The 25680-nt window shown below is 64.1% G+C and carries 15 protein-coding genes and 3 pseudogenes; 5 read left to right on the top strand and 13 right to left on the bottom strand.

Annotation, left to right across the window (positions count from 1 at the left end; all coding sequences use genetic code 11):
- Positions 1-18 precede the first annotated feature (18 nt).
- Positions 19-1032, top strand: a complete 1014-nt coding sequence (gene cobT / locus ACP2YO_RS12420; protein ID WP_426441127.1) for a nicotinate-nucleotide--dimethylbenzimidazole phosphoribosyltransferase — start codon at positions 19-21, stop codon at positions 1030-1032.
- Positions 1033-2499: 1467 nt separating this feature from the next.
- Here the strand turns inward: cobT and ACP2YO_RS12425 are convergent.
- Positions 2500-3044: pseudogene (locus ACP2YO_RS12425) on the bottom strand (IS6 family transposase); the annotation flags it as partial.
- A 142-nt stretch (positions 3045-3186) separates the two neighbouring features.
- On the opposite strand from ACP2YO_RS12425, the gene ACP2YO_RS12430 reads away from it, so the two are divergent.
- Positions 3187-4119 (top strand): polyprenyl synthetase family protein, encoded by a 933-nt coding sequence (locus tag ACP2YO_RS12430; protein WP_426441128.1) that lies wholly within the window; start codon positions 3187-3189, stop codon positions 4117-4119.
- A gap of 11 nt (positions 4120-4130) precedes the next feature.
- Here ACP2YO_RS12430 and ACP2YO_RS12435 read toward each other — a convergent pair.
- The 9 genes and pseudogenes from ACP2YO_RS12435 to ACP2YO_RS12475 form a co-directional block, all read right to left on the bottom strand.
- Positions 4131-4393: pseudogene (locus ACP2YO_RS12435) on the bottom strand (IS30 family transposase); the annotation flags it as partial.
- Positions 4394-4480: 87 nt separating this feature from the next.
- Complete coding sequence (locus tag ACP2YO_RS12440) at positions 4481-5383, bottom strand: terpene synthase family protein (protein ID WP_426441129.1); 903 nt, start codon at positions 5381-5383, stop codon at positions 4481-4483.
- Positions 5380-6930: a hypothetical protein gene (locus tag ACP2YO_RS12445; RefSeq protein ID WP_426441130.1), complete on the bottom strand. Its 1551-nt coding sequence runs from the start codon at positions 6928-6930 to the stop codon at positions 5380-5382. The genes ACP2YO_RS12440 and ACP2YO_RS12445 overlap by 4 nt, the downstream gene beginning before the upstream one ends.
- A gap of 91 nt (positions 6931-7021) precedes the next feature.
- Positions 7022-7185: pseudogene (locus ACP2YO_RS12450) on the bottom strand (polyprenyl synthetase family protein); the annotation flags it as partial.
- A gap of 153 nt (positions 7186-7338) precedes the next feature.
- On the bottom strand, positions 7339-8682 hold the full coding sequence (locus ACP2YO_RS12455) for a cytochrome P450 (RefSeq protein WP_426441131.1): 1344 nt from the start codon (positions 8680-8682) through the stop codon (positions 7339-7341).
- Positions 8682-9527, bottom strand: a complete 846-nt coding sequence (locus ACP2YO_RS12460) for an SDR family oxidoreductase (RefSeq protein ID WP_426443154.1) — start codon at positions 9525-9527, stop codon at positions 8682-8684. Before ACP2YO_RS12460 ends, ACP2YO_RS12455 begins: the two co-directional genes overlap by 1 nt.
- Positions 9514-9822 carry a ferredoxin gene (locus ACP2YO_RS12465; protein WP_247803975.1) on the bottom strand — a complete coding sequence of 103 codons (309 nt, stop codon included), beginning with the start codon at positions 9820-9822 and terminating at the stop codon, positions 9514-9516. Before ACP2YO_RS12465 ends, ACP2YO_RS12460 begins: the two co-directional genes overlap by 14 nt.
- Before the next feature lies 1 nt (position 9823).
- Positions 9824-11113, bottom strand: a complete 1290-nt coding sequence (locus ACP2YO_RS12470; RefSeq protein WP_426441132.1) for a cytochrome P450 — start codon at positions 11111-11113, stop codon at positions 9824-9826.
- A 91-nt stretch (positions 11114-11204) separates the two neighbouring features.
- Positions 11205-12377, bottom strand: coding sequence for a cytochrome P450 (locus ACP2YO_RS12475; RefSeq protein WP_426441133.1), 1173 nt, complete (start codon positions 12375-12377; stop codon positions 11205-11207).
- 769 nt (positions 12378-13146) lie between these two features.
- On the opposite strand from ACP2YO_RS12475, the gene ACP2YO_RS12480 reads away from it, so the two are divergent.
- The 3 genes from ACP2YO_RS12480 to ACP2YO_RS12490 all read left to right on the top strand — a co-directional run bounded on the left by ACP2YO_RS12480 (position 13147) and on the right by ACP2YO_RS12490 (position 17078).
- The gene (locus tag ACP2YO_RS12480) at positions 13147-13365 is read left to right on the top strand and encodes a hypothetical protein (RefSeq protein ID WP_426441134.1); all 219 of its coding nucleotides are present in this window, start codon (positions 13147-13149) and stop codon (positions 13363-13365) included.
- Between the two features lie 392 nt (positions 13366-13757).
- Positions 13758-14732 (top strand): AAA family ATPase, encoded by a 975-nt coding sequence (locus tag ACP2YO_RS12485; RefSeq protein ID WP_426441135.1) that lies wholly within the window; start codon positions 13758-13760, stop codon positions 14730-14732.
- A gap of 6 nt (positions 14733-14738) precedes the next feature.
- Entirely contained in the window at positions 14739-17078 is a 2340-nt protein-coding gene (locus ACP2YO_RS12490; RefSeq protein ID WP_426441136.1) for a S8 family peptidase, read from the top strand.
- A 232-nt stretch (positions 17079-17310) separates the two neighbouring features.
- On the opposite strand, the gene ACP2YO_RS12495 is transcribed toward ACP2YO_RS12490, so the two are convergent.
- The 3 genes from ACP2YO_RS12495 to ACP2YO_RS12505 form a co-directional block, all read right to left on the bottom strand.
- A complete protein-coding gene (locus ACP2YO_RS12495) occupies positions 17311-17706 on the bottom strand; it encodes a hypothetical protein (RefSeq protein WP_426441137.1) in 396 nt (131 codons plus the stop codon).
- A 146-nt stretch (positions 17707-17852) separates the two neighbouring features.
- A complete protein-coding gene (locus tag ACP2YO_RS12500; protein WP_426441138.1) occupies positions 17853-23846 on the bottom strand; it encodes a DUF3320 domain-containing protein in 5994 nt (1997 codons plus the stop codon).
- A 516-nt stretch (positions 23847-24362) separates the two neighbouring features.
- Entirely contained in the window at positions 24363-25676 is a 1314-nt protein-coding gene (locus ACP2YO_RS12505; RefSeq protein ID WP_426441139.1) for a DUF2130 domain-containing protein, read from the bottom strand.
- Positions 25677-25680 lie beyond the last annotated feature (4 nt).

The following is a 25680-nucleotide window of genomic DNA, read 5'->3' on the forward strand; positions in this document are numbered from 1 at the left end:
GCCCGACAGGGGAATCGCATGCAGTTCAACACTCTAGACGACATCCGCGGCTTCTGTCGCGACCTCCCCGGAGGCGACGATGCCAGCGCCGAGGCCGCCGCACGGCGCCAGCAGAACCTGATCAAGCCGCCGGGCAGCCTCGGCCGGCTCGAGGAGCTCGCGCTCTGGCTGGCACGCTGGCAGCGGCGCGAGATGCCGCGGCTCGATCGCGTCACGATCGCGGTGTTTGCCGGCAATCACGGCATCGCCGCGCGTGGTGTTTCCGCCTATCCGTCCGAGGTCACCGCGCAGATGGTGGCCAACTTTGCGGCGGGCGGGGCAGCGATCAACCAGATCGCAAAGCTTGCCGGTGCCGAGCTGCGCGTCGAGGGGCTCGAGCTGGCGCGGCCGACGCGCGATTTCACGACCGCGCCGGCGATGGACACCGCCGACTTCCTCGTCGCTCTCGATACCGGTTGGCGCGCGGTGCCCGACGAGGCTGACCTGCTCGTGGTCGGCGAGATGGGGATCGCGAATACGACGGTTGCCGCGACTTTGTGCGCGGCATTGATAGGCGGGCGCGGCGCGCGCTGGGCCGGCCGCGGCACCGGTGTCGACGATGCCGGGCTGGCGCGCAAGGGCACTACGATCGATGCGGCGCTGAAATTCCATCGCGGCCTGCTCGACGATCCGCTCGCCGTTGCGGCGGCGCTTGGTGGACGCGAACTCGCGGCGATTGCCGGTGCCGTCCTGGCGGCGCGCGCCAGGCGCATTCCTGTGCTGCTCGACGGTTTCGTGGCCACCGCGGCGGTGTTGCCTTTGGCGCGGCAGGCGCCCGGTATCCTCGATCATTGCCGAGCCGGGCATGTGTCGGCCGAACTCGGCCACAGCCTATTGCTGCGTGAGCTTGAACTTGCACCATTGCTCGATTTGAACATGCGACTCGGCGAGGCCTCCGGCGCGGGCGTTGCGATCCTGCTGCTGCGTGCTGCGCTCGCCTGTCACGGCGGCATGGCGACATTTGCCGAGGCTGGCGTTTCGGGCGCAGGCTGAGCGGCCTCGTGCCAGCGGGCGAGGTGCGGGTGCACTACCGCTGCATTCGCCCGTCTTTGCGGGCGCAGCATGTGAGTACTCCACCCTTCGGGGAACTCGCCAGGAAATGGCAGCTCGTAGGGTGCAGCCTTACGAATGATTTTAAGGGCAGTTGTTGGACGATCATCGACCGCCCGGCGCTTTCGGTCGGCAGTGGCTCGGCAGGCAGCTTGGCCTTCCTGACGTTTCCGCAACCGTTCTCTTTTCCGATTGAACGTGGGTCGCAACGAGGTAGAGCACGCCGGCGATACACAGGGTCGCCAAGCTAGCGGCCGCTACGCGCCCCCCACCTTGAAGCAGCAGTTTAGCTAGCCGGATTACCATGCCCGATGGGATATAGTTGAGTCGTTAATCGTTCGCAAAGCGCCAAATCCGAACTCGCGCACTGCCGTGCGAAAACGCTATGCCAGCAATCTCGAGTTAGAGATGTTGAGGCGAGCACTGCGTGCCAGCGTTTTGATCGCAAGCGTGATTGCCTGCGTTCGCTGCCCCACCAAACAGGTGCGGGTCTTCAGCACAATCGCGTATCAAACCCAAATTGCTCAAGCTCGTCCCGAAGGGGCGAACAACGAACCGGCAAACCGTGCTGTCGTGGCTCTACTACACTTACGAGCGAAAGCCCGACGCGGATATAGACGCAAAAGACGGTGAAATCAGTCCAAAGACGTGCCGAACTCTTAATTCGCTGCGTCATCGTTGAAAAAGACGCAGCCTGTTCGTCTTAGCAATTTTGCCGGAGATCTATCATTGGCGGCCGCGGCAAGTCCGTACGCTGGTGAGTATGGTGCCGAGAACAGAGCAACTGTCATGCCGGGGCGAAAATGCTGATACTCCAGGGATGAGCATCGAATCGACGGCAATGGACGCAAAGCTGACAATCGTGTGCGATTGCGCACATTCGCAGGCGAGTTCGATCAGTTGGGATTACTCGGAGGCAGCACACCGCCGGCTGCTTGTAGGTCCTGGAAACGGCATGATGCGAGCGCCGCGTGCTGCCTTTGAAAGGTGCTCGACCCGATTAGCTCGCATATTGCTGGGTTGTCCTTCAGATTGATCGCTCAGAGATTTGACGGTGTTCATCCGTATCTGGCCGGTGACACAATGTCCGCAACTCAACCCTGAACCTCGGGGCTCGCACCGGCGAGGCGCACCCTTCGTCGCGATTGAAGCATTCACTGCACAAATGCTCTGGTGGCACACCAATTGCTAGTTAGGTCCCAGATCCCTGCCCGGTCAGTAGTTCCGGTCCAAGCTCCAGTCGCTACTATCGACCATGGCCAATAGCTTTAGATGTCAGCCCATCTGCGCAAGCTCTTTCGCGCAAAGGATAAGGCGAACAGTCATCGCCAACTTCATCGACCGCTGAGCTGAAGGAGTCGATTATCAAAGGTTCGAGATTCGGCCGTCCCTTCAGGCTCAACGGTTTCTCGATTTGAAAAGCTTCATGATCCGCTGGCGTCGCCGCGTCGGCTGATGAGAATTCTGGGCCCGATTGTTGAGAGATTTGTGCCAGCGATGTTCAACGTGAACGCCCATCTTCGCCCTCGTCGCGCCGTACGAACGGAGCTTGTCAGCGATCATCACGCGCGGCGGCGTGCCGGCGGATTTAAAGAGCTTCGTCATGAGCCGCTGCGCAGCGCGCGAGTCTCTTCGGCTTTGGATCAAGACGTCGAGAACGACGCCATTCTGGTCGACAGCGCTCCAGAGCCAATGTTGTTCGCGCGCGATCGAGATAACGAATTCGTCCAGATGCCATGTCGCCGCGAGTGGGAGTGCGCCGGGGGATCCCGATGGGAGAACGCCTTGCCGAATCTACGTCCCCACTGGCGCACGGTTTCATAGGTCACGCGCCGCCAGCGTTTCCTCGACCATGCGAAAGCTTAAGGAAAGCCGGAAATACAACCAAACTGCACAGCTGACCACTTCCGATGGGAAGCGATGGCGCCGATAAAGAGGCCCCGTGCGGTCGGCATGCCGGGCGTCTACCCCTTGGCCGTTCCCATTCGTTAACTTGACGGTGCCCCAGAACCTGAAGAGACGCAAAATTGGCCTTTAATTCGGCACCGGTTGAACCACGCCCAATTCCGGTTTTTGTCTCAAAAGTGGAGATGCGATATGATTTCGAGTCACCCAGTCGATGTGGTTGGCGGTAGCGACGAACTCATCGAGCAGGCGCTGCGAGCCGCGATGGGTAGTGCTCTGAGTCCGGTGTCGCCGACTCACCTACGGGAAGCGCTTGAAGCGGCAGTGTTTCCAGGTGGCGCCCGGATGCGCCCCAAGCTCTGCTTGAAAGTCTTCAATGCATCCGGCGCAAGCCATCCGGAGCTGGCTGCAAGAGCTGCGGCAGCAATCGAATTGCTGCACTGTGCCTCGTTGGTCCATGACGACCTGCCTTGCTTCGATAACGCCGCGCTGCGCCGCGGCAAACCGACGGTGCACCGGCTATTCGGAGAGCCGACCGCCGTTCTGGCCGGCGATGCCTTGATCGTGACGGCTTTCAAACACCTAAGCCGGCAGGGTGCGCGGGCCCCTGAGTTGGTCGCGCGCATGATCGAGGTGGTCGCGGAGGCGGTCGGCCCCAGTCATGGGCTGATCGCCGGACAGTCGATGGAGGCCGTGACGCACGTCCCAATCGACCGCTATCACCATTGCAAGACCGGCTCCCTCTTTGTGGCGGCGGCCACGTGCGGCGCCCTGACAGGTGGTGCTGACCCGGCCCCATGGGCGAAGGTGGGGGAACTGCTCGGGCATGCGTACCAGATCGCCGACGACATCGCGGACACGGTCGGCCGCGCCGAGGTGCTTGGCAAGTTGCGTGCCGTGGACACGCAACTGAATCGACCCAATATCGTTCGCAGCCAAGGGTTGGATAGCGCAGCCGCCAAATTTTACGCGTATCTCGAACAGATAAGTGACACCATTCCTGCCAGCCCTCACAAAGGGCCCTTCGTTGACTGGCTGAACCAGGCGCTTTGCAAGGGCGTAGCGGGCCCGGGAAAAGCCGGACTGATACGACAAGTGGCGCTGGAATGCGTCCAACCTTTATGAGAAATGAATTACAGCGCCTTGCAGTGCGAGGCGCCGATGGTGTCCAGCTCCCAGTCGCCGATGCGGCTGCGTTGCTCGACCACAGCGGGGCGTTCTGTCCACGTCGGTGCGTCAGCTGTCCGCGGCCATCGCGCATGCCCCGTCGACGGTGCTTACGACGGCGTTTGTGCAACTGCGTGGACAACTGACCACCACGCTTCTGGTCGGCGTAGATGTGCTGATAGATCCATTCGTGACTGGCCAAGCCGGTGCGACCGGCGATCTGTTCCGGGCTGGGCTCGCTCCATCCGTCGCATCGGGCGACGGCGTTGCGTCGGATCGGACCGACGGCAGCGCGCGCACGCCGCCGCCTCCCGCGCGTTCAGGCCGGCGCACGCTGGCCTCCCCCCGCAGCGTCGCTGCGGTAGCGGCTGGTCGAGGTCTGGTAGTACTGCGCGCGGATGGCCGCCATGGCCTCGATCAACGGTCCCCACGGCGCGGGAAAGCGTTCTTCCGCCATCACCCGGTGCAGCATGCGCGTATGGCCGGCCAGCTCGTCGTTCAGGAACTCCACCACAGGCATAGCCGGATAGCGCTGCAGCAGCAGGATCGCCGCGTTGTCGGCCTCGCCGGCCGATCTGTCCTTGTCGCGTCCATGCAGATCGTTCTGCACGCGCCCTATCGCGGAGATGAGCCGCAGGACCTGGCGAAACGCCGGACGCGCGCGCAAGGTCGCCATGTCCAGCCCCCACAGCAACGACAGGCAACAGAACACGTTCGCGTAGGCGATCGAATCGATACCGTTGTGCAGGTACTCGGCGTAGGACCAGCGTTCCGCCCCTGCCGCCTGCGCGTGTCCGGCGCGCAGCGCCGCGCAGTAGCACCGGGTATCGTCGAGAAGCTGAGCATAGTCGCGACGATCGTAGGCGAGCGCGGCCAGCGAAGCGCGCAGCACAGCGCAGCCCTCGAACCCGGGGAGTGCGCACGGCACGCCCTGCCCCAGCGCCTGCTCCACCGCGGCGAGCTGCTCCGGCGCGATCAGGCCAAGGTCGTTGCAATCGTCGAGCCAGAACAGCAGCGCCAGTTCGCGATAGAACGCCACGATCAGCGTTTCGTCCTGCGGATCGCGGCCGGTGCGGGCGCTGGTGTCGCGCAGGCTCGGGTGGATGCGCTGCAGGATGTACTGGCCGCCCCTGACCGCTTCCACGGCATGCTCGTCGGCGAACCCGGTCAGGGAACGCCCCCACTCCAGCACCTGCTGCAGCGCGCGTTCGGTCTGGATCATGGCGCCGCTCCTGCTCCCTCGGCCAGGACGCGCCGCCCCCAACGAAGCGCCAGCCACAACCCGGCGAGTTCGGCCACGCGCACGACCCGGGTCGGGCAATACAGTTCCTTACCGATCCACAGCGGCGTCTGCGGCAATGCATGCGCCGCATGGCGGGCGAGCATCCACTCCAGCGCACGCGCCACCGCCTGCGCGATCCGCCGGCGCCCTGTCGGCTCTTCGCTCCCGTCCATCACGTGCAACGCGAACAGCGCATAGGCGGTTTCCTCGAATGTGGACGCGCGACCGGCGCCCCAGCCGCCGTCGTCGCGCTGCGCCTGCAGCAGCGCCGCCAGCGCGCGCTCGTCGCGCCACTGGGGCTTGCCTTGCGCCAGCGCAGCGACCGCATGCGCGGTGGGATACAGCCACGAAACGTGCCATTTTTCGTTGTCCCATAGACCGTGCGGATTGCGATTGGCCTCGACGTAGGCGCTGGTGCCGGCGGCGGGCTTTCCCAACAGTCGCAACGCATGCAGGGCATGGATGTTGGTCGACACCGAGGCATTGCGCTCGCCGGGGAAGGTGACGAACAGCTCGCCGATTTCGAAATGGCGCAACGCATCGACCGCCGGGTCGCGGCCTGCAAGGCGCAGGACGCACAACGCAACGGCGGTGTCGTCCGCATCGGCCGCGAAGTGCAAGGCCGGGCCCAGACCGCGCACGCCCAGGCGGGCGTCGAGCTGCGCGACGATCACGCGCACCGCCTCGGCGAGCGCGGGATGCGCGAACAGCCCGGCCAGATGCAGGGTGTACAGCGACCAGCATGGCTCGAACACATTGATCGGCCAGACGTTGGGAACGACACCTTCGATGCCGCTGCGCGTCGCCTGCGATGCCGCCTGCAGATACGCGTCGGCGCGCCCGACCTGCGGCGTGCTCCCCTGTGTCACGGCGTGCGCACGCCACGCGGCGGTGGCGGCCGGACTGATGCCGATGCTGCCGTCGTCATCCGGGCATGCGGTGGTCGGCGACGTCCCCCAGGCTTCCCAGGAGTGCAGCAACGGATGGCCGCTCGGCAACGTCGCCACCGCCCCCAGCTTGACCAGGCACGCGTGCCGCAACGGCAACAGCGCCGGGTGGCGCGGAAACGCCACGCCGCCCAGCAAGGATGCGGCCTCGCCGCAAAACTGCGGCAGGATCAGCTCCGCGCCGATCGGCGCGTCTTCCGGCACCGCATGCGCGTAGGGATCGGGCTGGCGCTGGAGGAACCGGGTTGCAGCCCGGACTGCGTCGGCAGCGCCGGGAAGAGGATCGACACGCTGCAATGCCAGCAACGCCGCCCACGTGGGCGCATGGCGGAACAGCGGGAAGTCCGCGCTTCCCCATCCGCCATCGGCCTGTTGCTGCGCGATGAGCCACGCGTATGCGTCCTGCCGACCGGTGACGTTGCCGTGGAACTGCAGAGCTCGCGCCGTGTCGTAGACGGACGGACCGACGCTGCCGCCATCGCTCATCTCGCTTAGCAGGTGGCGCAATTCGGAAAGGATCTGTTCGGACTGCGCGTTCACGCGGGATGTTCCTTCTACAGACGGTTGACGAGAACCAGGATCGGGCAGACGCCGCGCACGTCGCCGCAGGCCCGTCGCGGCCCGGCGCATGTTCGACGCAGAGAAGACGCGCCAGCGCCTGTTCGACCCGCTTTGCGCCGTCCTCATCCAGATCTCCTGCAGCAGCCTGACGGATGCGCCGCGCGCCTGCGCGCGCAATCCGCCGAGCGCGGAAACGCCAGTTCGGTCGTCGTGTAGCGTGGAACCTGTCCGCATGTTGTTCATGTCCTTGTACCTGACAGGAGACGGCCACGGCGAGCGGCGAGCCGCCGCGGTGTTGCCGGCGTCGCACCCGGCGCGCGCGCCGAGTGCAGCAATGCCGCGCGTCGCCGGCGCCGCTGCCTGCCACACGGGGCATGCGATGCCAGCTCATGAGAATCCGATGCGGATTGTCATGGACGGATGTGCGGTCGGGTAATAGCGCCGGCCTTTTTCAGCGCCGTTCAGCAACCGCGGCCGCACCCCGGCCTTGTGCATGGTCAGCGCCAAGGAGATGCAGAACTGCACCAGTTCCAGCCATACCAGGTGGTAGCCGATGCAGACGTGTGGGCCGGTACCGAACTGCAGCATGTCCACCGGCCGGATCGGCTCCGTGCGTTGCAGCCACCGCGCCAGGCGGAACTGATCAGGCGCCTCGTGCAGCAGCGCCGAAGTCGAGAAATGCAGCAGCGGGATGCACAGATGGGTGCCCGCGGGAATGCGCCGTTGGCCGAGTTGCAATTCCTGCAGCGCGCGACGCGGCAGGACCGTGGTCGCCGGATGCACGCGCAGCGTCTCGCGGAAAATCGCCTCGGCGACCGGACACTGCGCCAGGTCCGCGTGCCGGGTCGGCACCGCGCCCACACGTTGCGCCTCCTCGACCAGGGCGTCCCACAGCATAGGCTGCCGCGCCAGCTCGATCACCATCCAGGCCATCGTCGAGGCGGTGGTGTCGTGACCGCCAAGCAGCAGCAAGCGGATATTGGCGACCAGGACGTCATCGGAGAGCGCATCGTCGCTGCGATCGAAGGCGCTCACCATGTCGTTGATCAACCCGGTGCGCGCGGCATGCGCGCGCGCGTCGCGGACGTACTGGCGCAACCGCGTGTCGATCCAGTCGAGGGCGGCGCGGCCGCGCCGCAAGGGCAGTCCGGGCAGGTCGACCGGGGGCGCGACGATCAACTGCAGCAGTTGCCGGTACTTGCGATGCCATCCCGGCAGGTCCTGCGCGGGGATTCCCATGAGGCTGAAGATGAGCTTGAGCATCAGGTCGCCGGTTTCGCGCAGGATGGTTACGTCGCCGCGGTCGCGCCACGCCTGCACCCGCGCCCGGATGACGGGCGCGAACAGATCGCCGATGCCGGCCTGGGTCAGCCCCTTGGGCAGGAACGCCGCCTTGATCGCATCGCGCGCCTGCCGGTGAGCGCCGCCGTCCTGAGCGACCAACGTTCCGCCAAACAATTCGGGCGCGATCTCTTCGATCAGCGCGGAGGACACGTCCTTGTGCCGGAGCAGTGCGAACGCATCCGGATCCACGCAGGTCATCAGGTGTCCGGCAGGGCCGAAATCCAGCCAGAAGTGGCTGCCCAGCGTCCGTTCCGCGCGCCGCAGCAGGCGCGGCAGGTCGCAGACGATGGCGGGAAGATGCCCGACCAGGGGGAAAGCGCCGGGCACGACCGGGATGTCGTATCGCAGCCGTTGCCGACGGTCCAGCGGGTTGAGCAGCATGTCCATCAGTAGCGCGGCGCCGCGGCCGCTTCGGCGGTGTCGCCGGCAGGCCGCGCGGCGCGGCTGTTGCCGCCGTCGGCGTACGTCGGCACATGCGCCAGCATGCCCCCGTCGATGCACACGACCTGGCCGGTGATGAACGCAGCATCGTCGGAGAGCAGGAACGCCACCAGCGCGGCGACATCCTCGGGGCGGCCGACGCGCGGCAGGAGCTGGTGCCGGCGCAGATGCCGTTGCATGCACTCGTCCAGCTTGGCGAGGAGACGCTCGGTCATGATGAGACCCGGCGCAACCGCGTTGCAGCGGATCTGCGCATGACCGTACTGGGTGGCGAGCGAGGCCGACAGCATGTTCATTGCCGCCTTCGACGCGGCGTAGGACGTGTGCGCGGTGTCACCGCTGAGCCCCTGGCACGACGACATGTTGACGATCGCGCCACCGCCGCGGGCGATCATCCGTGGGATGGCCTGCCGGCAGCAGAGCAGCGTGCCGCGCAGATTGGTCGCCATGGTCTGATCCCAGACCGCCAGGTCCAGGTCGAGGATCGCGCGGTCGCGCAGGGTCAGATGCATGGCGCTCGCGTTGTTCACCAGCAGGTCGACCCCACCGAAGTGCCGCTCCGCCGTCTCGAACAGCGTTGCCACCGCCTGCGCATCGGCGATGTCCATGGCTAGAGCCAGCGCGTGGCCCGCTTCGGCCGCGATCTGCGCGGTGCAGGCGATGGCCCCCGAGCCATCAATGTCGGCCACGACCACTCTGCCGCCCTCGCGCGCGATGGCGAGGGCGCATGCCTTGCCGATGCCGGCGCCGGCGCCGGTCACCACGGCCACCTTGCCTTCAAACCGTCCCATCATGTCCTCCGGGATTGCGTTGGTCTTTCGCGGCATGCCGCTCGGCCTCCGCCGGAGAAGGCGCAGGGTCGGCGCTGGCGCGCTCGTCATCGCCAGCGTCGCTTTCGATGACCCGAATGGCGGCGACCGGGCACTGGCTGGCCGCGAGCCGCACGGCGGCGTGCAGCGCCTGCGGGACCGTCGCCACGCACACTTCGGCCACGCCGTCCGGCTCGCGCTGGCGAAAGGTGCCCGGCAGCGTCAGCACGCACTGCCCGGTGGTTCCGCACAGATCCTGGTCGACCACGACGCGCATCTCAGCCCCCCTTCGCATGCAGCCGCACCGGCAGCGCGCGGAACGTCCTAAGGAACGCGGAGGGCTCCCGAGTCGGCTGCTCGGCCAATGCCAGCGTGGGGAAGCGCGCCTGGATCCGCGGCAGGCTCTCGGCCAACTGCACCCGGGCCAGTTGCGCACCGAGGCAGAAGTGAATGCCGTGGCCGAAGCTCAGCATGATCTTTCCGTCGGTCGACATGCCAGGACTGGTGCCGTAGAACCGCGCGGGATCGAAGCGGTCGGGATCGGCAAAGGCGTCCGGGTCGCGATTGCCGGCCGCGACCAGCACGCGCACGTCCGCGTTCTTCGGGATCACCACGCCGTCCAGTTCGATGTCGCGCTGGGCGATACGCGGAATGGAGCTGAACATAACGGGCGCGTCGCAGCGCAGGACTTCTTCGACGAATGCCTTCACCCCCACGGCGTCTCCCTGCAGCCAGTGCCGCTGTTCGGGATACGCCAGCATCGCCAGGACCGCATGGTCGATGGCCGCAGCAGTGGTGGCGAAGCCGCCCAGCAGCATGCCCCACAGCATGCTGATCAACTCCGCATCCGACAGCGTGTCGGCATCGTCGTCGTGTGCGCCGACCAGCATCGACACGATGTCGTGGCGGGGATCGGTGCGCTTGCGCTGTATGAGGTCGCCGAAGTAGGCCTGTACCCTGGCGCTGGCCGCGTCCGCCGCGGCGAGCTGGGGATCGCTGGCGTGCGGGCGCAGGCCTTCCAGAATGGCGCCGATGCCGGCGGCGAGCCCGAAGATGTCGTCCGGGGGCATGCCGAACAGTTCGGCGAAGACCCGCATGGGCAAGGCCAGCGCGAATTCCCGATGCAGGTCCACTGCCTCCCCGCGCTCCAGCGCGGGCGCCATGCCGTCCAGGCGGGCTGCGACGATGCGCGCGATGCTCGGCCGCAGGTCGTCGATCCGGCGCATGGTGAAATCGCGCGAGACCAACCGGCGCAGACGCGTATGCGTCGGTTGGTCCTTCATCGCTAGCGTGGACGCCAGCAGATTGAGCGACAGGCTGGTCGCCACACGCGGGAAATAGCGCGTCATTTCGCCCGGCGCCGGTCCCCGAAACGCATCGCCCGTGGCCTTGAGCGCCCAGTAGATGTCGGCGTGGCGGCTCAACAGAAAGAGACCCGACGCCGCGCGATGCACCGGATCGTGCTCGCGCAACCACCGCATGAACGGATACGGGTCCTGGATGCACGCTGGCGACGCCAGTTCGGCGAAGGCGTCCCGGCATGCTGCCGTGGTTTCTTGCTCGTCCATCTTGGTTACCTGTTGGCTGGCTGATCTGACCGGCGCGCGCCAGGCGCGCCGGCAAATTGTGGAGATCGCGATCCCCGGCGGCGTCCGCGCATCACCAGAGCACCGGGAACTCCTCGAATCCGCCAGTGATGATCTCCTTGCGCAACTTCAGTTCTTCGGGCGCCACAGCGAGGCGCAGCGCGGGAAAGCGCTGGAAGATCGAACCGAACACCACCTTGATTTCCAGCCTGGCCAGCGCCACACCGATGCACTGGTGCGGCCCGTAGGAGAACGCCCGGTGCGGCCTTTCGTCGCGTCCGATGTCGAAGATTTCCGGGTCGTCGAAATGGCGCGGATCGAACGACGTCGCCGGCAGGCCGACCAGCACCTTGCTCTCCGCGGGAATATGCACGCCCGCGATGGTCACGTCGGTCTTCGGATAGCGCATGATGCCGTCCCAGCCCGCGCCCGGCGGGTACATGCGCAGGATTTCCTCCACCGCCTTATCCACCAGGGATGGATCGCCGACCAGGCGTTCGCGCTGTTGCGGATGGCGGAACATGGCCAGCAGGCCGAATTCGATCTGCGCGACGGTGCTCTCGTGCCCCGCCACCAGCATGCCCGCCGCCAGGCCGATCGCCTCTTCCTCGGTCGCCTTGCCCTGGTCGACCGCCGCGAGCAGATCCGTCAGCAGGTTGTCGCCTGGATCCTGGCGCTTGTCCCGCATCTTGCCGCGAATGTAGGCGCGCAGTTCGTCCCAGGCCAGGCGCGACGCGCTGCGCGGGCCGCTTTCATGCTGGTGCGTCATCACCTCGTCGGACAGCCCGGCGAAAAAGGCGTGATCCTCGTACAGCACGCCCATCAGCGTGCTGATGACCATGGCCGGAAGCGGAAAGGAGAGGTGGCGCCGCAGGTCGGCGGGCTGGGGCTGGGCCGCCAGCGTCTCGAACAAGTCCGCGGCGATCGCCTCGGCCTGCTGCGCTAGCAGCTTCGCCCTGCGGTTGCCGAAGGCCGGCGCCACGAGCGTGCGTAACCGGGCATGCTCGCCCCCCTCGTGCGATACCAGCCATCCCGGCGAACCGAGAATCACCGAATCCGGGGTGAATGCCGCCGGCGGCATTCCCGCGGGCCGGAACGCCGCGTCGGACAGCACCGCCTTGGCCTCGTCGTAGCCTGTCACCCACCAGCCCTCGTGCCCGGACGGGAAGCGCACGCGGTGGATCGGACCGTTGGCGCGTAGCGCCAACATCTCGGGCGAGGGCTCGATGTGATCGACGCGCCACATCTCGGCAAGTGTTGTTCGGACATGCTGGCACTTCACTCTCTAAGCGATGGAAGGGCGGAAGGTGACAGGCTCTAAGCGATGGAAGGGCGGAAGGTGACAGGCGCTGCGGGCAGCGAATGACGTAAGACGGCATGTAGACGACGTCCTCCGCGGCGATGGTCAGCGCCAGATCCTCCAGCCGCACGAACAGCGCGGGGAAGGCGCATCGCAATTCCAGGCGCGCCAGCGCGACGCCCAGGCAGAAATGCGGTCCCTGGCCGAACGACAGGTGCGGGTTGTGCCGCCGGGTGACATCGAACCTGTCGGCATCGCCATAGATCGACTGACCGTAGGGATTGGTGAAGGAGGTTCGACCGTACCCGCCCACCGATGTGTCCGCCAATATAGCCTCCGGACCAGTCCCACACCGCCGGTGGCAGTTTCACTCCTGGCTCAAGGTCTGCCGCTTTGGTTGCACCGCTCGCGACGAGCGCAATTGTTGTGGCTCCCAAAAGAAGAACTCTAGATCGCATCCAACACTTCCCTGCATTTTCTCGGTCCACAACCGAGCGCCAAGTCATTGCCCCAGCAAACCGTCGGAACGGACCAGACGCGAACAGCGACGGGCGCCGTGTCCGTCCCGAAGACCATCGCACTGCGATGGTGATGTTGCCGTGAACAGAGCAAATCGCGTGCCGAAGTGAATTCGCAGGCGCAGCAGGCACTTCGTAGCGGCGCGTAGTGTCAGGTTTCTGGCATTGTGTCTCAATGCCGACTACCGGCGCAGCAAATGCCCGACAAAGGCCTGTCCTTCGACGATGCTGTTGGACGGCTTGCAGCCAGCGTGGGGCCGGCGCAGCTGCGGCCCGGCGCTCCTGCCGAGGTAAAGCGATCGGCGATCGACTTTTCTAACGAATTGCTTTCGGCCTTCTTCGGTACCGGCGACGACCCCGCGAGTTATGGTCTCGCGGCGGCGCTGACAGTGAGCCAGCGAATCTCCGCGACGTAACAACCGCGCATATGCGAAGCCAGCTTCCCACCGCTTCGCTGCGCGAGGGCGGAGTCGCCGAGGACGATGCGCTTGCCGAAAATGACAAGCGGGTCGGACCTCATCCGTGCGATCAGAGGGGTGCACAAATTCCCGGTCCGAGGGCGCGAGTCGACTGTTGCAGATTCTTGTTTTGTTCGATATTTGTTTGGACTAGCTGCATAGGCATCTGTACGTGCCGGTCCGTGCCCGCCCGATCGGCCGGAGCCAGCCCGCGAGTCGCTGTCGTCAGCCCGCATCTGGCTGTGGTTGACGTGGTTTTAACGGCTGAAAGGCATGGTGAGACCGGACGATCCAAACTATGTTTGTCGCCAAAGTAGATAAGTGGACTGCTAATGGCTCGCGGCGAGTTGATGAAAAAGCTGTTGGCGAGTTACGGCCGGGACGACGAGTTCCGAGCGGTTGCCGAACAGATCATTCTTGAGGAGGAGCAGAAGAACAACCGCGTTCTGGCGCGGTCGCTCCGCCAAACCCTCGACCATAGCTCGAACCGCGCATCTCCCCCACGGGCGCTAGCACCGCTCATTCCATTCCCGGACGCCGCCAACGATTTCGTCGAGCGCGTCGAGCCGGAGCATACCAAGGGCGACATTGTTCTTAGCAAGGCCAATATTCGGATCTTTTCCGGACTAATTCAGGAATTCCGCCGCGCCGATGACATCCGCCGCAACGGACTGCCGGTGCGATCGAAGCTGTTGTTCTGTGGACCTCCGGGCTGCGGAAAGACTCTTTGCACCGAGATCTTCGCGGGCGAGTTCGGGCTTCCGTTGTTCGTGGTCAAGATCGACCGCCTGATCTCGTCTTATCTCGGCGAAACTGCGACCAATGTTCGCAAGATTTTCGAGTTCGCGCGCAAGCAGCCCTGCGTCCTCTTTCTCGACGAATTCGATGCCCTGGCGCGCTCGCGTGACGATACGAGCGAGCACAACGAACTGCGGCGCGTGGTCAACAGCCTTTTGATATTCATCGACCGGATCAAGCCGAAGGGCTTTTTGGTCGCTGCGACCAATCTCGACCAATCTCTTGACCCTGCGGTCTGGCGTCGCTTTGACGAGGTCATCTGGTTCGAAAAGCCGGACCGGGAGATGATCGAGCATTTCTTGGCGCTGAAATTCAAGAATATCAAAACAGCTTTCGATCCGATGTCCCACGTCGTTTCGCTGGAAGGCTATTCTTTCGCCGAGATCGAACGCATTTGTGTGCAAGCGATCAAGGCCGCAGTGATCGAGCGCCGCAAAGAAGTCCGTGAACCGGACTTCCGTCACGCCGTCGCCGATGAGATCCGACGGCGATCCGGCACCGCACGCCTGCAGCATTTGGAAGACTAATCCGGCGTGCCGCGCTACGACCACCTCCAGCTCCTGCGGCTTCCCGAGCGTCTCGAACGGCGGAAGCATGGGGGAGGCGGTGCTGCCCCTCATCGAGACGTCGGCGGACATAGCCGCAAGCTTCGTGCTGAGCTCGACACCGCGATTGCAGAGCAGCAACGCCGGCGCCGCCCGGAGTTCATCGACCCGTCGCTCATTCTGCGCGTTCGAATGACCGGAATGACGATGGAGGAAGACTGGGAGCGGCTTGGACTGACACTTCTCGCCAGCGATGAAGACAAAACCCTGATCCTCTTCGCATCGAATGACGATCTGCAGAGTTTTCGTGATCGTCTGCAAGCCTATGCGCAGGGAACCCCGCCAGGACAAGCCGCCCCGTCCTATAACGGCTTCATCACCCGCATCGAAGAGATCGGCGCCGTTGAGCCCCGCGACCGTATTGGGCTGCGATTGCGCGAAGAAGGCCTGACGGTGCCCGAGGACTTCGATGCGGACCGAATCTTCGTCCTCGATCTCGAGCTATGGGACATTGGCCGACGTGAACTCCGTACCCGAAAGCTTGAGCAAATCGCCGAGTACATTGATGCGCGGGGAGGCGAAGTGCTTGACCGCTATGTTGGCCCGTCGATTACGATGCTGCGCGCGCGCATGTCGGGCGGCGTCATACAAACGCTTCTGACGGTCGAAGACGTTGCCGATGTCGATCTGCCGCCTGAACCTGATATCGCCACCGGCGAGGCGTTTGAGCTGACGATCGCTGATTTGCCGGAGATGGACGACCTTGGCAACGACGCGCCGGTCATTGGTATCATCGACAGCGGCGTCAACGATCATCCGCTGCTGGCGGGCGCCATCGTCGGTGCGATCGGCGTGCCGGAAAGGCTCGGCACGGCCGACGATTGGGGCCACGGCACACGCGTTGCCGGTGTGTCGCTATTTGGCGATCTGCGCGATCAGATTGCTGCTGGAGCGCTGGCACGAGCGGGGCGCGTTGCTTCGGCCAAGGTCGTGAACGAACGTGGTCAGTTCGACGAGCGTCGTCTTGTTCCCTCCCAGATGCGCGAAGCCCTGACCGCTCTCAATCAGCGCTTCGGTTGTCGGCTCTTCGTCGTCGCGCTCGGTGATCCCAAGCGCACCTATGACGGAGGCAAGGTTGGGCCCTGGGCCGCGACGCTCGATGAACTCGCCCGCGAACTCGATTCCGTCATCATCGTGTCGGCCGGCAATCGCGCGCCCCGCAGCGGCAACCGCCTGGAACAAGCCGTCACGGAGTATCCCGGCTATCTGCTCGAGCCGGCCAACCGATTGTGTGAGCCCGCCGGCGCCATGAACGTCCTCACGGTCGGTGCGTTGGCGAACGGCGAGGGTCTTGGGCCCGATCTTGTCGAGCATGTTCATATCCGACCTATTACACGTGCGTTCGAGCCTGCGCCCTTTACGAGGATAGGACCCGGCATCGGCGGTTCCATCAAGCCGGATCTAGTCGATGTCGGTGGCACAATGGTATTCGATCCCGCAATAGGGCGGCTGCGGCTGGGCGAAGACTTGCCGACGGCCGGTGTTCTCACGCTCCATCATCTGTATCTTGACCGGTTATTTACGGCGGGGTCGGGTACGTCCTATGCCGCCCCTCGCGTTGCCCACAAAGCAGCGCAGATTCTTGCGCGCTTTCCCAACGCATCTGCAAACCTCGTCCGTGCGTTGCTTGCAGGCGCGGCGCGCATCCCGGATGAGGCCCAGCTCAGGCTTCAAACCCTCGGTGACGATGCCATGCGTTCAATCTGCGGCCATGGCGCTGTCGATTCAGAGCGAGCAGCATATTCGGATGATCATCGCGTCGTGCTGTACGCCGAGGATGAATTGGCGCTCGACCACTTTGCGGTCTATCAGTTGCCGATCCCCGAGCTGTTCCAGAGTGGCGGCCGTCGGAGCATCCGCGTGACGCTTGCCTTCGATCCCCCAGTTCGTCACACCCGCGCCGACTATGCCGGAATTGGCATGAGTTTTCGTCTCGTGCGAGGATGTAGTCCCGATCTGATCTTCGAGCACTTCCGACGGAGAACCCAAGAAGAGGGACGTCAGCCGGATATCGACAATCGTTTCGATTGCGACCTGAAGCCGGGCCCGCGCGAGCGCGAACGCGGAACTCTGCAAACTGCGAGCGTAACGTTTACGCGCGGCACCGAAGCCTATGGTGACAGCTATTATCTAGTCGTGCGTTGCGACGGCGGTTGGGCTGGAACGTTTGAAACGCAACAACGCTTTGCAATCGTGGTGGAACTGACCCATCAAACAGAAGTGCAATTGTATGAGCGGCTGCGCGCTCGTGTCCGGCTCCAAGGTTGAGCAGCGAGTGGAATGAGTCGTTCGCCACTTTCGTCACGGATCCTGATGCGCCACCGACGTCTGTCCTTGTGAACGTCCAGCACGACATAAAGCGTCTTCTGCATGTCCCATTCTCCGACTGTCGAGACGCCGCGCCCTCATTAGCCCGGCGGCTCGACTATGGCCGAGCCGTAATACGCCGCCATGTCGGCGTAGCTGCGGTTGATCTGCGGATCGTAGAGGCTGGCCTTGATCACCGCGACCCTGGTGTTGTCCGGCAACGTGACGGCCGGTCCGCCTCGAAGGGCAGGGGGACTTCGTCCGGCTGAGTGGGCTCTATCGCCGCAAGAATTTCGGGTTCAGCCGGCGCTTCAAGACCGGTTTCCGGGAGCGACATCTGGCTTCCTTCGATCCCATCCGTTCCAGACTGGGCATTGATGGTGTCGGCCAGTTCACGAACGATATCGGCTGTCTGGATCATTTCTTGGGCCGCGGCCAGCTCCGCGTTGCTTCCTTGGGAACATAAGCGGGGTGAGGCATCGACCGAGGCCTGGCGCAGAAGCTGTTGCTCGGCACGAGCCTTGGTCAGCGCCTCGTGGATCGAAGCGCGCGGTGCCGTCGCGTTTCGGCGAGGTCGCTTCGAGCGCATCCCGAACGGTCCTGCTCAACCATATCGGCCGGGGACTTCCAAACTGATACAGACTTTTTGTCACCTCGATACTGGAAGGACGTTGGACCCGACGCAACCTCGGTCCGCGCGTTATTCCGATGGTAGCGGGGTGCATCGGCTCTCGATCAGGTCTCATCAGACGTTATAGCCGCCTCGAAGCGCTGACGCGTGGAGATTGCGAGCCGGCCGAGTCCGAAGTGTTCCTGCATGCCGCGGATCAGGTCTTCCTCCTGCTCTAGGCCCTGGGCACGAAGGACATCGGCAAGGCCCGCTAGTTCGGGCAGCGGCACATCGCCGTGCTCACGGCCGCCGCCACCACGGTAGGGCGACTTGGCGCCGGGCGCGGTGTTTTGCGGCCAGACGATCTCTCGATCGCCGTCACGGCTTGTGGGGAAGCGGCCTCGTCCAAGCGCTGAGCGGATGATGCGTTGCACCGTCTCGCCCGAACGTTGGAAGCCGTGGGCGCGAGCGATGCGGTCGATCAAAACGTCGAAATAGATCGGTCCCTCGATTTCGACCACATGGTCAATCATGCTGCGAAGATCGCCGCGGTAGACAACGTCGTAGAAGCGCTCGCGGCTGGGGACGGCGACGACGCTGGGGTCGGCCTTCGTGTAGATGCCCGACATCGCGGCAGGGTCTACCGTAGCGGGTGTTGGTCCGCGCGCGTAGAGCTTCGGCTCCTCAACGGGTTCGCAGTCGTTTGCCGGTGCAGAAGGAAGCAGCTCGGGGTATTGCGGCGCGCGCGCGATTTCTGGGGCGGGGCTCGGCTGTTGGTCGGGAGGTTCAGTCTCCGCCTCTTCTGACGCGTCTTGAACGCTGGCCGGGACATCCTCCATGTCCGTCAGCGCGCCAGTAGCAATGGCCTCGTCCGGGGAGGCGGCGGGCCCCCGCGATGCGCGGTCCGCTTCGAGATCGGCAGTCAGTCGCAGATGGATCTTTTCTGTCGCTGATAGCGCGTCCATCCACCACTCGGTGCTCCAGATGCGCCGGATCCGCCAGCCGAGATCGGTCAGGACCATCTCGCGCAGGCGGTCGCGGTCGCGGGCCGTCGCCGAGCGGTGGTAGCTGGCGCCGTCGCATTCAACGCCGGCGAGATAGCGGCCCGGAAAGTCCGGGTGCACGACCCCGAGGTCGATCCGGAAAAATGAAACGCCGACCTGTGGATGGACTTGCCACCCCCGGCTTTGCAGGGCGTCCATCACGGCATCCTCAAAGGGCGATTCCGTCCCGCGACCGGTCGGCGAGAACGCTTCGGCGATGGCGCGCGCGCCGTGCTCGGCGAATTCCAGGAAGTGCTTGAAGTCGACCACGCCCTTGGCACTGGTGCGCCCGAGATCGATCTGCTCGGGACGGAGTGTCGCGAACACCAGAAGCTCGCTACGTGCGCGGGTGATCGCGACATTGAGCCGGCGGTGGCCACCCTCGCTGTTGAGCGAGGAGATTTGCGCGGTAACTCGGCCGGTCTTGTCGGGACCGACGGCCACCGAAAAGATGATGATGTCACGCTCGTCGCCCTGAACGTTCTCGATGTTCTTGACGAGAATCGGCTCGCGAGTCTGGTTCCTGTCGAAATGGGGCTCCAGGGCGGGATCGCTGCGTCGCGCCTGGTCGAGCATGTTCTCGATCAGGCGCTGCTGGTCGCCGTTGAACGTGACGACGCCGATCGATTTGGTCGATGTCTTCAGGCGTCCGACAACCTCGGCGACCACCGCTTCGGCTTCCTTGCGGTTGACCTTGGCGCCGCCGCGTTCGTAGATGCCGCCCTCGACGTGGACGTACCGAACCGCGGTGTCGCGGGTCACCGGTGACGGAAACGTCATCAGTTCGCCACGGTAGTATTTCGCGTTCGAAAACGCGATCAGACTCTCGTGGCGGCTGCGGTAGTGCCACGACAGTCGCATGCTAGGGATGTTCGAGGCGAGACATTCGTCGAGTATGCTCTGCTGGCTCTGCACCGTCGAACCGTCGTCGTCCTCGTCGTCGACGCCGCGCTGACCGACACTGGTCGGCGGAAGCTGTTCCGGGTCGCCGACGATGATCACTTGGCTGCCGCGAGCGATGGCGCCGATGGCGTCCCAGACGGGGATTTGCGAAGCCTCGTCGAACATTACGACATCGAACGGTTTCGCTTCCGCCGGAAGGTATTGCGCGATCGAAAGCGGGCTCATCATGATGCAGGGCGCGAGCTGGGTCATGACGTTCGGGATCCGCCCGAACAGCTGGCGCAGCGGCATATGGCGCGCCCTCTTGTTGATCTCACGCGCCAGCGTCCCCCATTCCGGGTCCTTGCCGAAGTTGGTCTGGGTCGGTACCGCGGCGCCGATCCGCGCCTTGACAATCTGCCTGGCGAGCTCGCAGACCTTCTTGTCGGCGGCGACGAAGGCCTCGATCACGGCCTCATGCCTCTCGGCCAGGAAGCCGCTCAGCACCTCGTCCTCGTTCACGATGGTCTCCGCGACCCAACGCGCATAGGCGTAGTCGAACGCACCGGCGAGCTCGTCGCGCGTAACGCGGCCGTCCTCGACGGCATCCACCAGCGGGGCAAGTCCGGCGGCCCGTGCTGTCCGCGCCGCCGCCCGCCATGTCGTCCATTGCGGCGCCTTGATGATGTTGGCCTTCCAGCGTGTCGCCCGTTCCTGCAATGCATCGATCCAGCCGGGCTCCAGCCGAATGATCTGTTCCGGGCGATCGAGGCCGACGCAAGCACCGACATCCTTGGCGGCCTGATACATAGCCGGGAAGGTCCGGTGCATGGTATCGAACGCCCTGCGTACCTGGCCGCCGGAATGAAAGCGCGAGATGTCGTGCGCGAGGAGCCCGGCGACGTGGGCAGTTATCTGTTCTGATGGGACGTCGTCGATCTGAAAGGCGTCGACCGCAGTTTGCAGGTCCTGAGCCCATTTGATCAGGGCCGCGATACGCGCCGGGTCGCTATCTGGCCCCCGCCACAACCGTTCGATGCCGCGAAAATGCGGCCGGAGCGCTTCCAGTCCGCGAATCAGATCGCAAAGGTCCTGCAAGACGACGAGGTCGCGTCCGATCTCGTCGGGCACCTCGCCGCGGCAGTAGGGCTGCAGAACGAGACGTACCTTCTTTTTGCGGCCGCTTCGCACCAGCATGTTGGACGCGCTGGCATCGGTCCATTCCCGCTGCAGGGTAGATAGGTCGAGCAGCGCCGCTTTGAGATCGTATTCTACCGATAGTTCGGATGCCCTGTTGCGGATGCGGCCGATCACACCGGCCAGAGCAGTCAGCGCGCGGACACGACGAGGAGCCTCCTCGTTGAGCAGCAACATGCCGTCTGCGGCATCTGGGTTAAGCATCAGTGCAACCAATTTGACGAGTTGCGGCAACGAGCTGTCGTCAGTGACCTCGTTCAGTCCAAGGGATGTGACGAGCGCGTCCGCCGCCTCGCGCATTTGCTGCAGCGTGCCTTGCAGCCGATCGATCGCCTGCTGCAAGGATTGTGCCCAGGCGGGATTCCAACGGGTTTGCTCGATGCCCTGCAACGGATGGACAGACGGGTCCCCGACCGCCTCCAATGCGGTGCGTATGTCTGCGCAGCTCTCACGCATCCTGGCGAGTTGCTCCGGCGAATGCACCGTTCCGTTTGGCCATGTCAGCTCGATGTCCGCAAGGCGGTCGCGATCCGCGACCACGCGTCCGAAAGCCTCATAGGCCGTCATGCCGTTCGCGCGCCTGCGGTGCAGTGCCGAGACCAGCCTGTTCAACTGATCGCGCTTTTTCTTCAGGTCGCCGGCGGCCGTCGACCAGTGCTCTTCGGTGACGTGATTGCGTTCGCGCCAGGCGGTTGCCAGTTGCTCCAGCACACTGGACTTCTGGGCCTTGGTCGAGTGCACCTCGAGACAATAGTTGCCGAGGCCAATCGCCTGCATGCGCTGCCTGACGACTTCGAGCGCTGCGGTCTTCTGCGACACGAACAGCACCGTCTTCTGGTGAGCAAGGCAGTTCGTTATGGCGTTGGCGATCGTCTGACTCTTGCCGGTGCCGGGCGGGCCGAACAGCACGTAGTCCGCGCCCCGCTGGGCGGCGACGACGGCGGCGACCTGCGAGGAATCGGCCGAGAGCGGCGTGAACAGTTCGGCCGGCTCAACGACTTGGTCGATGGTTCGCGCGTCGATGAAGCCCGCGCCGGACCCCTCGTAGCTCTCGGTCGGGGTATCGATGAGGTGGCGCACCACGGGACTGCGCTTGAGCAGATCGGTGCGGTCGACGAGGTCCTTCCACATCAGGTATTTGGTGAAGGATAACGTTGCGAGCGTAACCTGCTCGGTGACCTCCCAGCCCTTGATGCTCTTGATGTGACGGCGGACGGCCTTCCAGATCCCGGCGACGTCGATGCCGGAGGCGTCCTGCGGCAGTTCGCCGTCGAACTCCGGCACCGACAGGTCAAAATCCTGCTTCAGCATCTGCAGGAGCGTCGGATTGAAGCGCGCTTCGTCTTCGTGAAGCGCGAGCCGGAAACCGGAGCGCACGCTTTTGCGCTCGAGCTGCACAGGTACCAGGATCAGCGGCGCCCTGTAGGGTCCGGCCCCGTCCTGCGGCGTCCATTTCAGGAAGCCGAGGCACAAATAGAGGATGTTCGCTCCGCCTTCCTCGAAGGCAAGCCGCGATGCGCGGTAGAGGTCGGTGAGCCGGCCTTCCAGTTCAATATCAGCTACGCTTGTGTGGAGGTCGCCTCGTTTCATCGCCTCCAGGATGAAATCGTTGCGTGCGTCCTGGTTCTGGCGGTCAGCGAGCAGCGACATGTCGCGCCCGTCGCTGCCGTCGAGCACCGTGGTCTTGCCCAGCAGTTTGAAACGCTCGCCATCGGAGAGCCTGTCCTCGAGCATTGCGCAATCAGGGCACTCGATTGCAATGGTCGATTTCGAATCCTTGAAATTGAGCAGCCGGTTCTTCAGCGAGAGGTCGAGAAGGTTGCGCTTCCAGATCTCGAGCCTGTCGAGGTTCTTTTCGGTTGCCGGCTCGCGACGTTTGTCGAGGTCCTCTTCGAAATGCGGAACGTCACCGACTTCCTGCGCGATCACCGCAGTGTCGGTGACGGGCCGGATTGCCGGTTCGGCCGAACCCGACAGGTCGAGAGGCCGGATCTTGGCACTTCGCGCACGGCGTATGTCGATGGCGAGCTCGAACGGCGAGGCGGCATCCTCGGCAATCAGTTTCCTGGCCGCCTCGACCGCCTGCCTGAAGCGCGCCGGGTGCGCACCCGTGAGCAGGGTCGTCTCGACCACGACCATTTCATCCAGCTGCACGCGCTTGCGCAACATCTGGGGGTCGTCGACGACGAGCCCGGAGAAATCCTCGTCCACCAGCCAGATGCCGGCAAATGCATGCCCGTCGGTGAGGGCAACGACAGGGTTGAGGCCCGCTTGTTCGAGGCAGGACGCGTACAGCAGCGTCAGATCGAGGCAGGTGCCGACCTTGCGTGAAAGGATATCGCCAGGGCCTCGGACCATCTGGCCAGAGCGTTCGAAGCTTTTTGGCGGCAAGACGTAGGCGATCGCATGTGACACCAGCGCTGCCCAGATCGCCTCGGCGATTTCCCAGGCGCGAGCCTTGGTGCCCTTGCGGTAGCCATCGAGGGCTTCGTCGCGACCGGCGGAGGCAAGCTTGTTGGAGGCTTCGCGCAGGATGACATCGATGCTGGGATCGGTTGGCCGGACAAAGGCCGCCAGCAGCTCCGGCGCTGAATTGACGCCGCCCCAGTGCGAGGGCGGCAGCAGATTAATCTCAACGGCTTGCTCGGCGAGCAGGGTCCCCGCCGCTTCGACCCGGATGCGAAGCTCGCCACGCCGGGAGGCGTTAATGCCGGCCAGAAAGGCAGGATCAAGCTTCAGATCGAGACTGCGGATATGGTGGACGGTTTGGTCGGCGATACGGTCGATGCGCCAGACCCCGGGGGTGAGAAATGCCGGTTCCGACGTAAGATGGACCGAAATTCCCGCCAGGTCACTGCCTAGCGCGTTTTCGATCGCGAGATCCCGGATGATCGGCACGGCATTCTGATAGAACGCGACGTTGACGTTATCTGACGTGCTGCAAACAATTTTTACGGTTCCAGTCACCGCGTTCTCTGATTGGATCCGCTCCAGCATGGTCCGCCCTCGTAAAGCCCGCGCAACCCGCACTCGCCCGATACCTGGCGTGCTTGAGAACAGCGCCGGTGTGGTGTGATCATGAGCTGCTTCGTCTATGGGAGGCGACGGATGTCTACACGACGGTTCAAATGGATACGGAGAAAGAACCCGATTGTATCATATCGTATGGCGATTTGGCCTTTTCCGGCCGAATCCCCCAACAACAAACGCCCCACATACTCTTTTGAGGCAACTATAGGTGGATTGCTCGCCCTGTTCGAGCAAATTCACAGGTCAATCCCCTAGGAAGATCGAATAAGATTCGAGCTTAGGTCGAGCGCGCCGGGACCTTCGGCAGTCCGCAACAAGCCCGCTCACCTATGAGCACCTCGCGCTCGCTATCCAAAAGCACAAGGTCACGAGACCCCCGGGCCGGCGTGACGGTCAAGTTGATGGATATGGCGTAGGGTCTTCCGCGTCCCGGACTGGCTCATCGCAGATAAGAATGAGGCCTGCGAGACGCGCCATCGTTTCTCATCCTGCCTTGCGGCCGGGGTCGATCCCATTCTCCAGCAGTGGCATGTCCAGACTTGGAATGTCCGGCATTGCCTTGCCGGCAATGGCCTGAAGATCTCCCACCATTCCCACGGTGGAGTCGACGACAGCCAATATCTGGGTTTCCCGCTTGGCCCACTGTCGGCCCATGAATTTGCGTTCCCTGTCGAGATCTTCACGCATGTCGTTGAACTTTTCGACGACGGCTTCCACGCGCTGCCTGAACTTGGTGCCGGTCAGATAGTGATAAACCTGCTCCATCTTGGTTTGCTGGCCCTGCTGGACAAGCCGCGAACCGTTGACGTCGATAAGTGCCTGGCGCAGAGCAACGGCCACCGGCAGAGCACAACGGGGGTGCGTCACCCACACGCCATCGACAAGATCGAAATGCTCAACTTGCTTGGGAAGTGCCTGGGATACGATGAGAGCGACATCAGCTCCGCACCGGCGCTGATCGTCCCGAAGCTTACCAAGCCATCCGTCACTCCAGGCTTTGGTACGCTTCGATTCCCAGAGAATGATGCCCGCCGGCTGCCCAATCGACCCGTTGACTTGCTGAACCACGTCAGCGCCAAGCTCGCCTTTTCCCACTGCCTCGACCAGATCAGTCGGAAAACGACCGCGCAGAAGCGCTTCGAGCTCAAGCTCCAGGACCTCGCCCTGTGACTGCTGCGATCCTTGTTCGGCCTTACGCTTCAACTCCTCGATCGTGCGGGACATCGACTCAATCGTCTGATCTTTCTCTGCGACCCGCAGCCGAGCAGCTTCGTCAGCCTCCTGCTTGGCCTTTGTCTGGATCTGATCAACCAAGGCCTGGACACGCTTCTCAACGGTCAAGTCCAACTCTCGCTTCTCCTCGTCGAGAGCCCGCTGCCGCCGCATGAGTTCAGCCTGTGCCTGTTGCGCCTCAGCCAGCTTGGCGTTGTTGGCCTCTAGCACCTGCCGAAGCTCCACCGCTTCATTGGTTCGGGCCTGCAACTCGGCCGCCGCCGCGTCTCGTGCTTTCTTGGCCTCTGCCGCGACAAGCCGGCTGCGTTCCTCGGCCAATCGTTGAGCCACGTGGTCTTCGACCTGCTCGCGGTCCTTTTGAAGCTGCTCACGCTCACCGCGGAGAGCTTCCGCTTTGCGGGCGATTTCCGCATCCTTGTTGGCCAGCTGTTCCTGAAACCGCTGGCGCGTCTCGGCGAGAAGGGGCGCGGCAAGCGATTCCGTCAACCGGATCTCATGACTGCAATTCGGGCAATTGAGGGTGGGTTCATGTACGGCACCAACCGCGGTCGCGTTAAATGTCATGAAC

The sequence above is a fragment of the Bradyrhizobium genosp. P genome (genome assembly GCF_049949265.1).
In the GTDB taxonomy this organism is placed as follows: Bacteria; Pseudomonadota; Alphaproteobacteria; order Rhizobiales; family Xanthobacteraceae; genus Bradyrhizobium.

Bases quoted from the DNA above. Each gene is read 5' to 3' on its own strand.
- cobT (WP_426441127.1), top strand. From the start codon at position 19: ATGCAGTTCAACACTCTAGACGACATCCGCGGCTTCTGTCGCGACCTC.
- ACP2YO_RS12430 (WP_426441128.1), top strand. From the start codon at position 3,187: ATGATTTCGAGTCACCCAGTCGATGTGGTTGGCGGTAGCGACGAACTC.
- ACP2YO_RS12440 (WP_426441129.1), bottom strand. From the start codon at position 5,383: ATGATCCAGACCGAACGCGCGCTGCAGCAGGTGCTGGAGTGGGGGCGT.
- ACP2YO_RS12455 (WP_426441131.1), bottom strand. From the start codon at position 8,682: ATGGACATGCTGCTCAACCCGCTGGACCGTCGGCAACGGCTGCGATAC.
- ACP2YO_RS12460 (WP_426443154.1), bottom strand. From the start codon at position 9,527: ATGGGACGGTTTGAAGGCAAGGTGGCCGTGGTGACCGGCGCCGGCGCC.
- ACP2YO_RS12465 (WP_247803975.1), bottom strand. From the start codon at position 9,822: ATGCGCGTCGTGGTCGACCAGGATCTGTGCGGAACCACCGGGCAGTGC.
- ACP2YO_RS12470 (WP_426441132.1), bottom strand. From the start codon at position 11,113: ATGGACGAGCAAGAAACCACGGCAGCATGCCGGGACGCCTTCGCCGAA.
- ACP2YO_RS12475 (WP_426441133.1), bottom strand. From the start codon at position 12,377: ATGTGGCGCGTCGATCACATCGAGCCCTCGCCCGAGATGTTGGCGCTA.
- ACP2YO_RS12480 (WP_426441134.1), top strand. From the start codon at position 13,147: ATGCCCGACAAAGGCCTGTCCTTCGACGATGCTGTTGGACGGCTTGCA.
- ACP2YO_RS12485 (WP_426441135.1), top strand. From the start codon at position 13,758: ATGAAAAAGCTGTTGGCGAGTTACGGCCGGGACGACGAGTTCCGAGCG.
- ACP2YO_RS12495 (WP_426441137.1), bottom strand. From the start codon at position 17,706: ATGCGCTCGAAGCGACCTCGCCGAAACGCGACGGCACCGCGCGCTTCG.
- ACP2YO_RS12500 (WP_426441138.1), bottom strand. From the start codon at position 23,846: ATGCTGGAGCGGATCCAATCAGAGAACGCGGTGACTGGAACCGTAAAA.
- ACP2YO_RS12505 (WP_426441139.1), bottom strand. From the start codon at position 25,676: ATGACATTTAACGCGACCGCGGTTGGTGCCGTACATGAACCCACCCTC.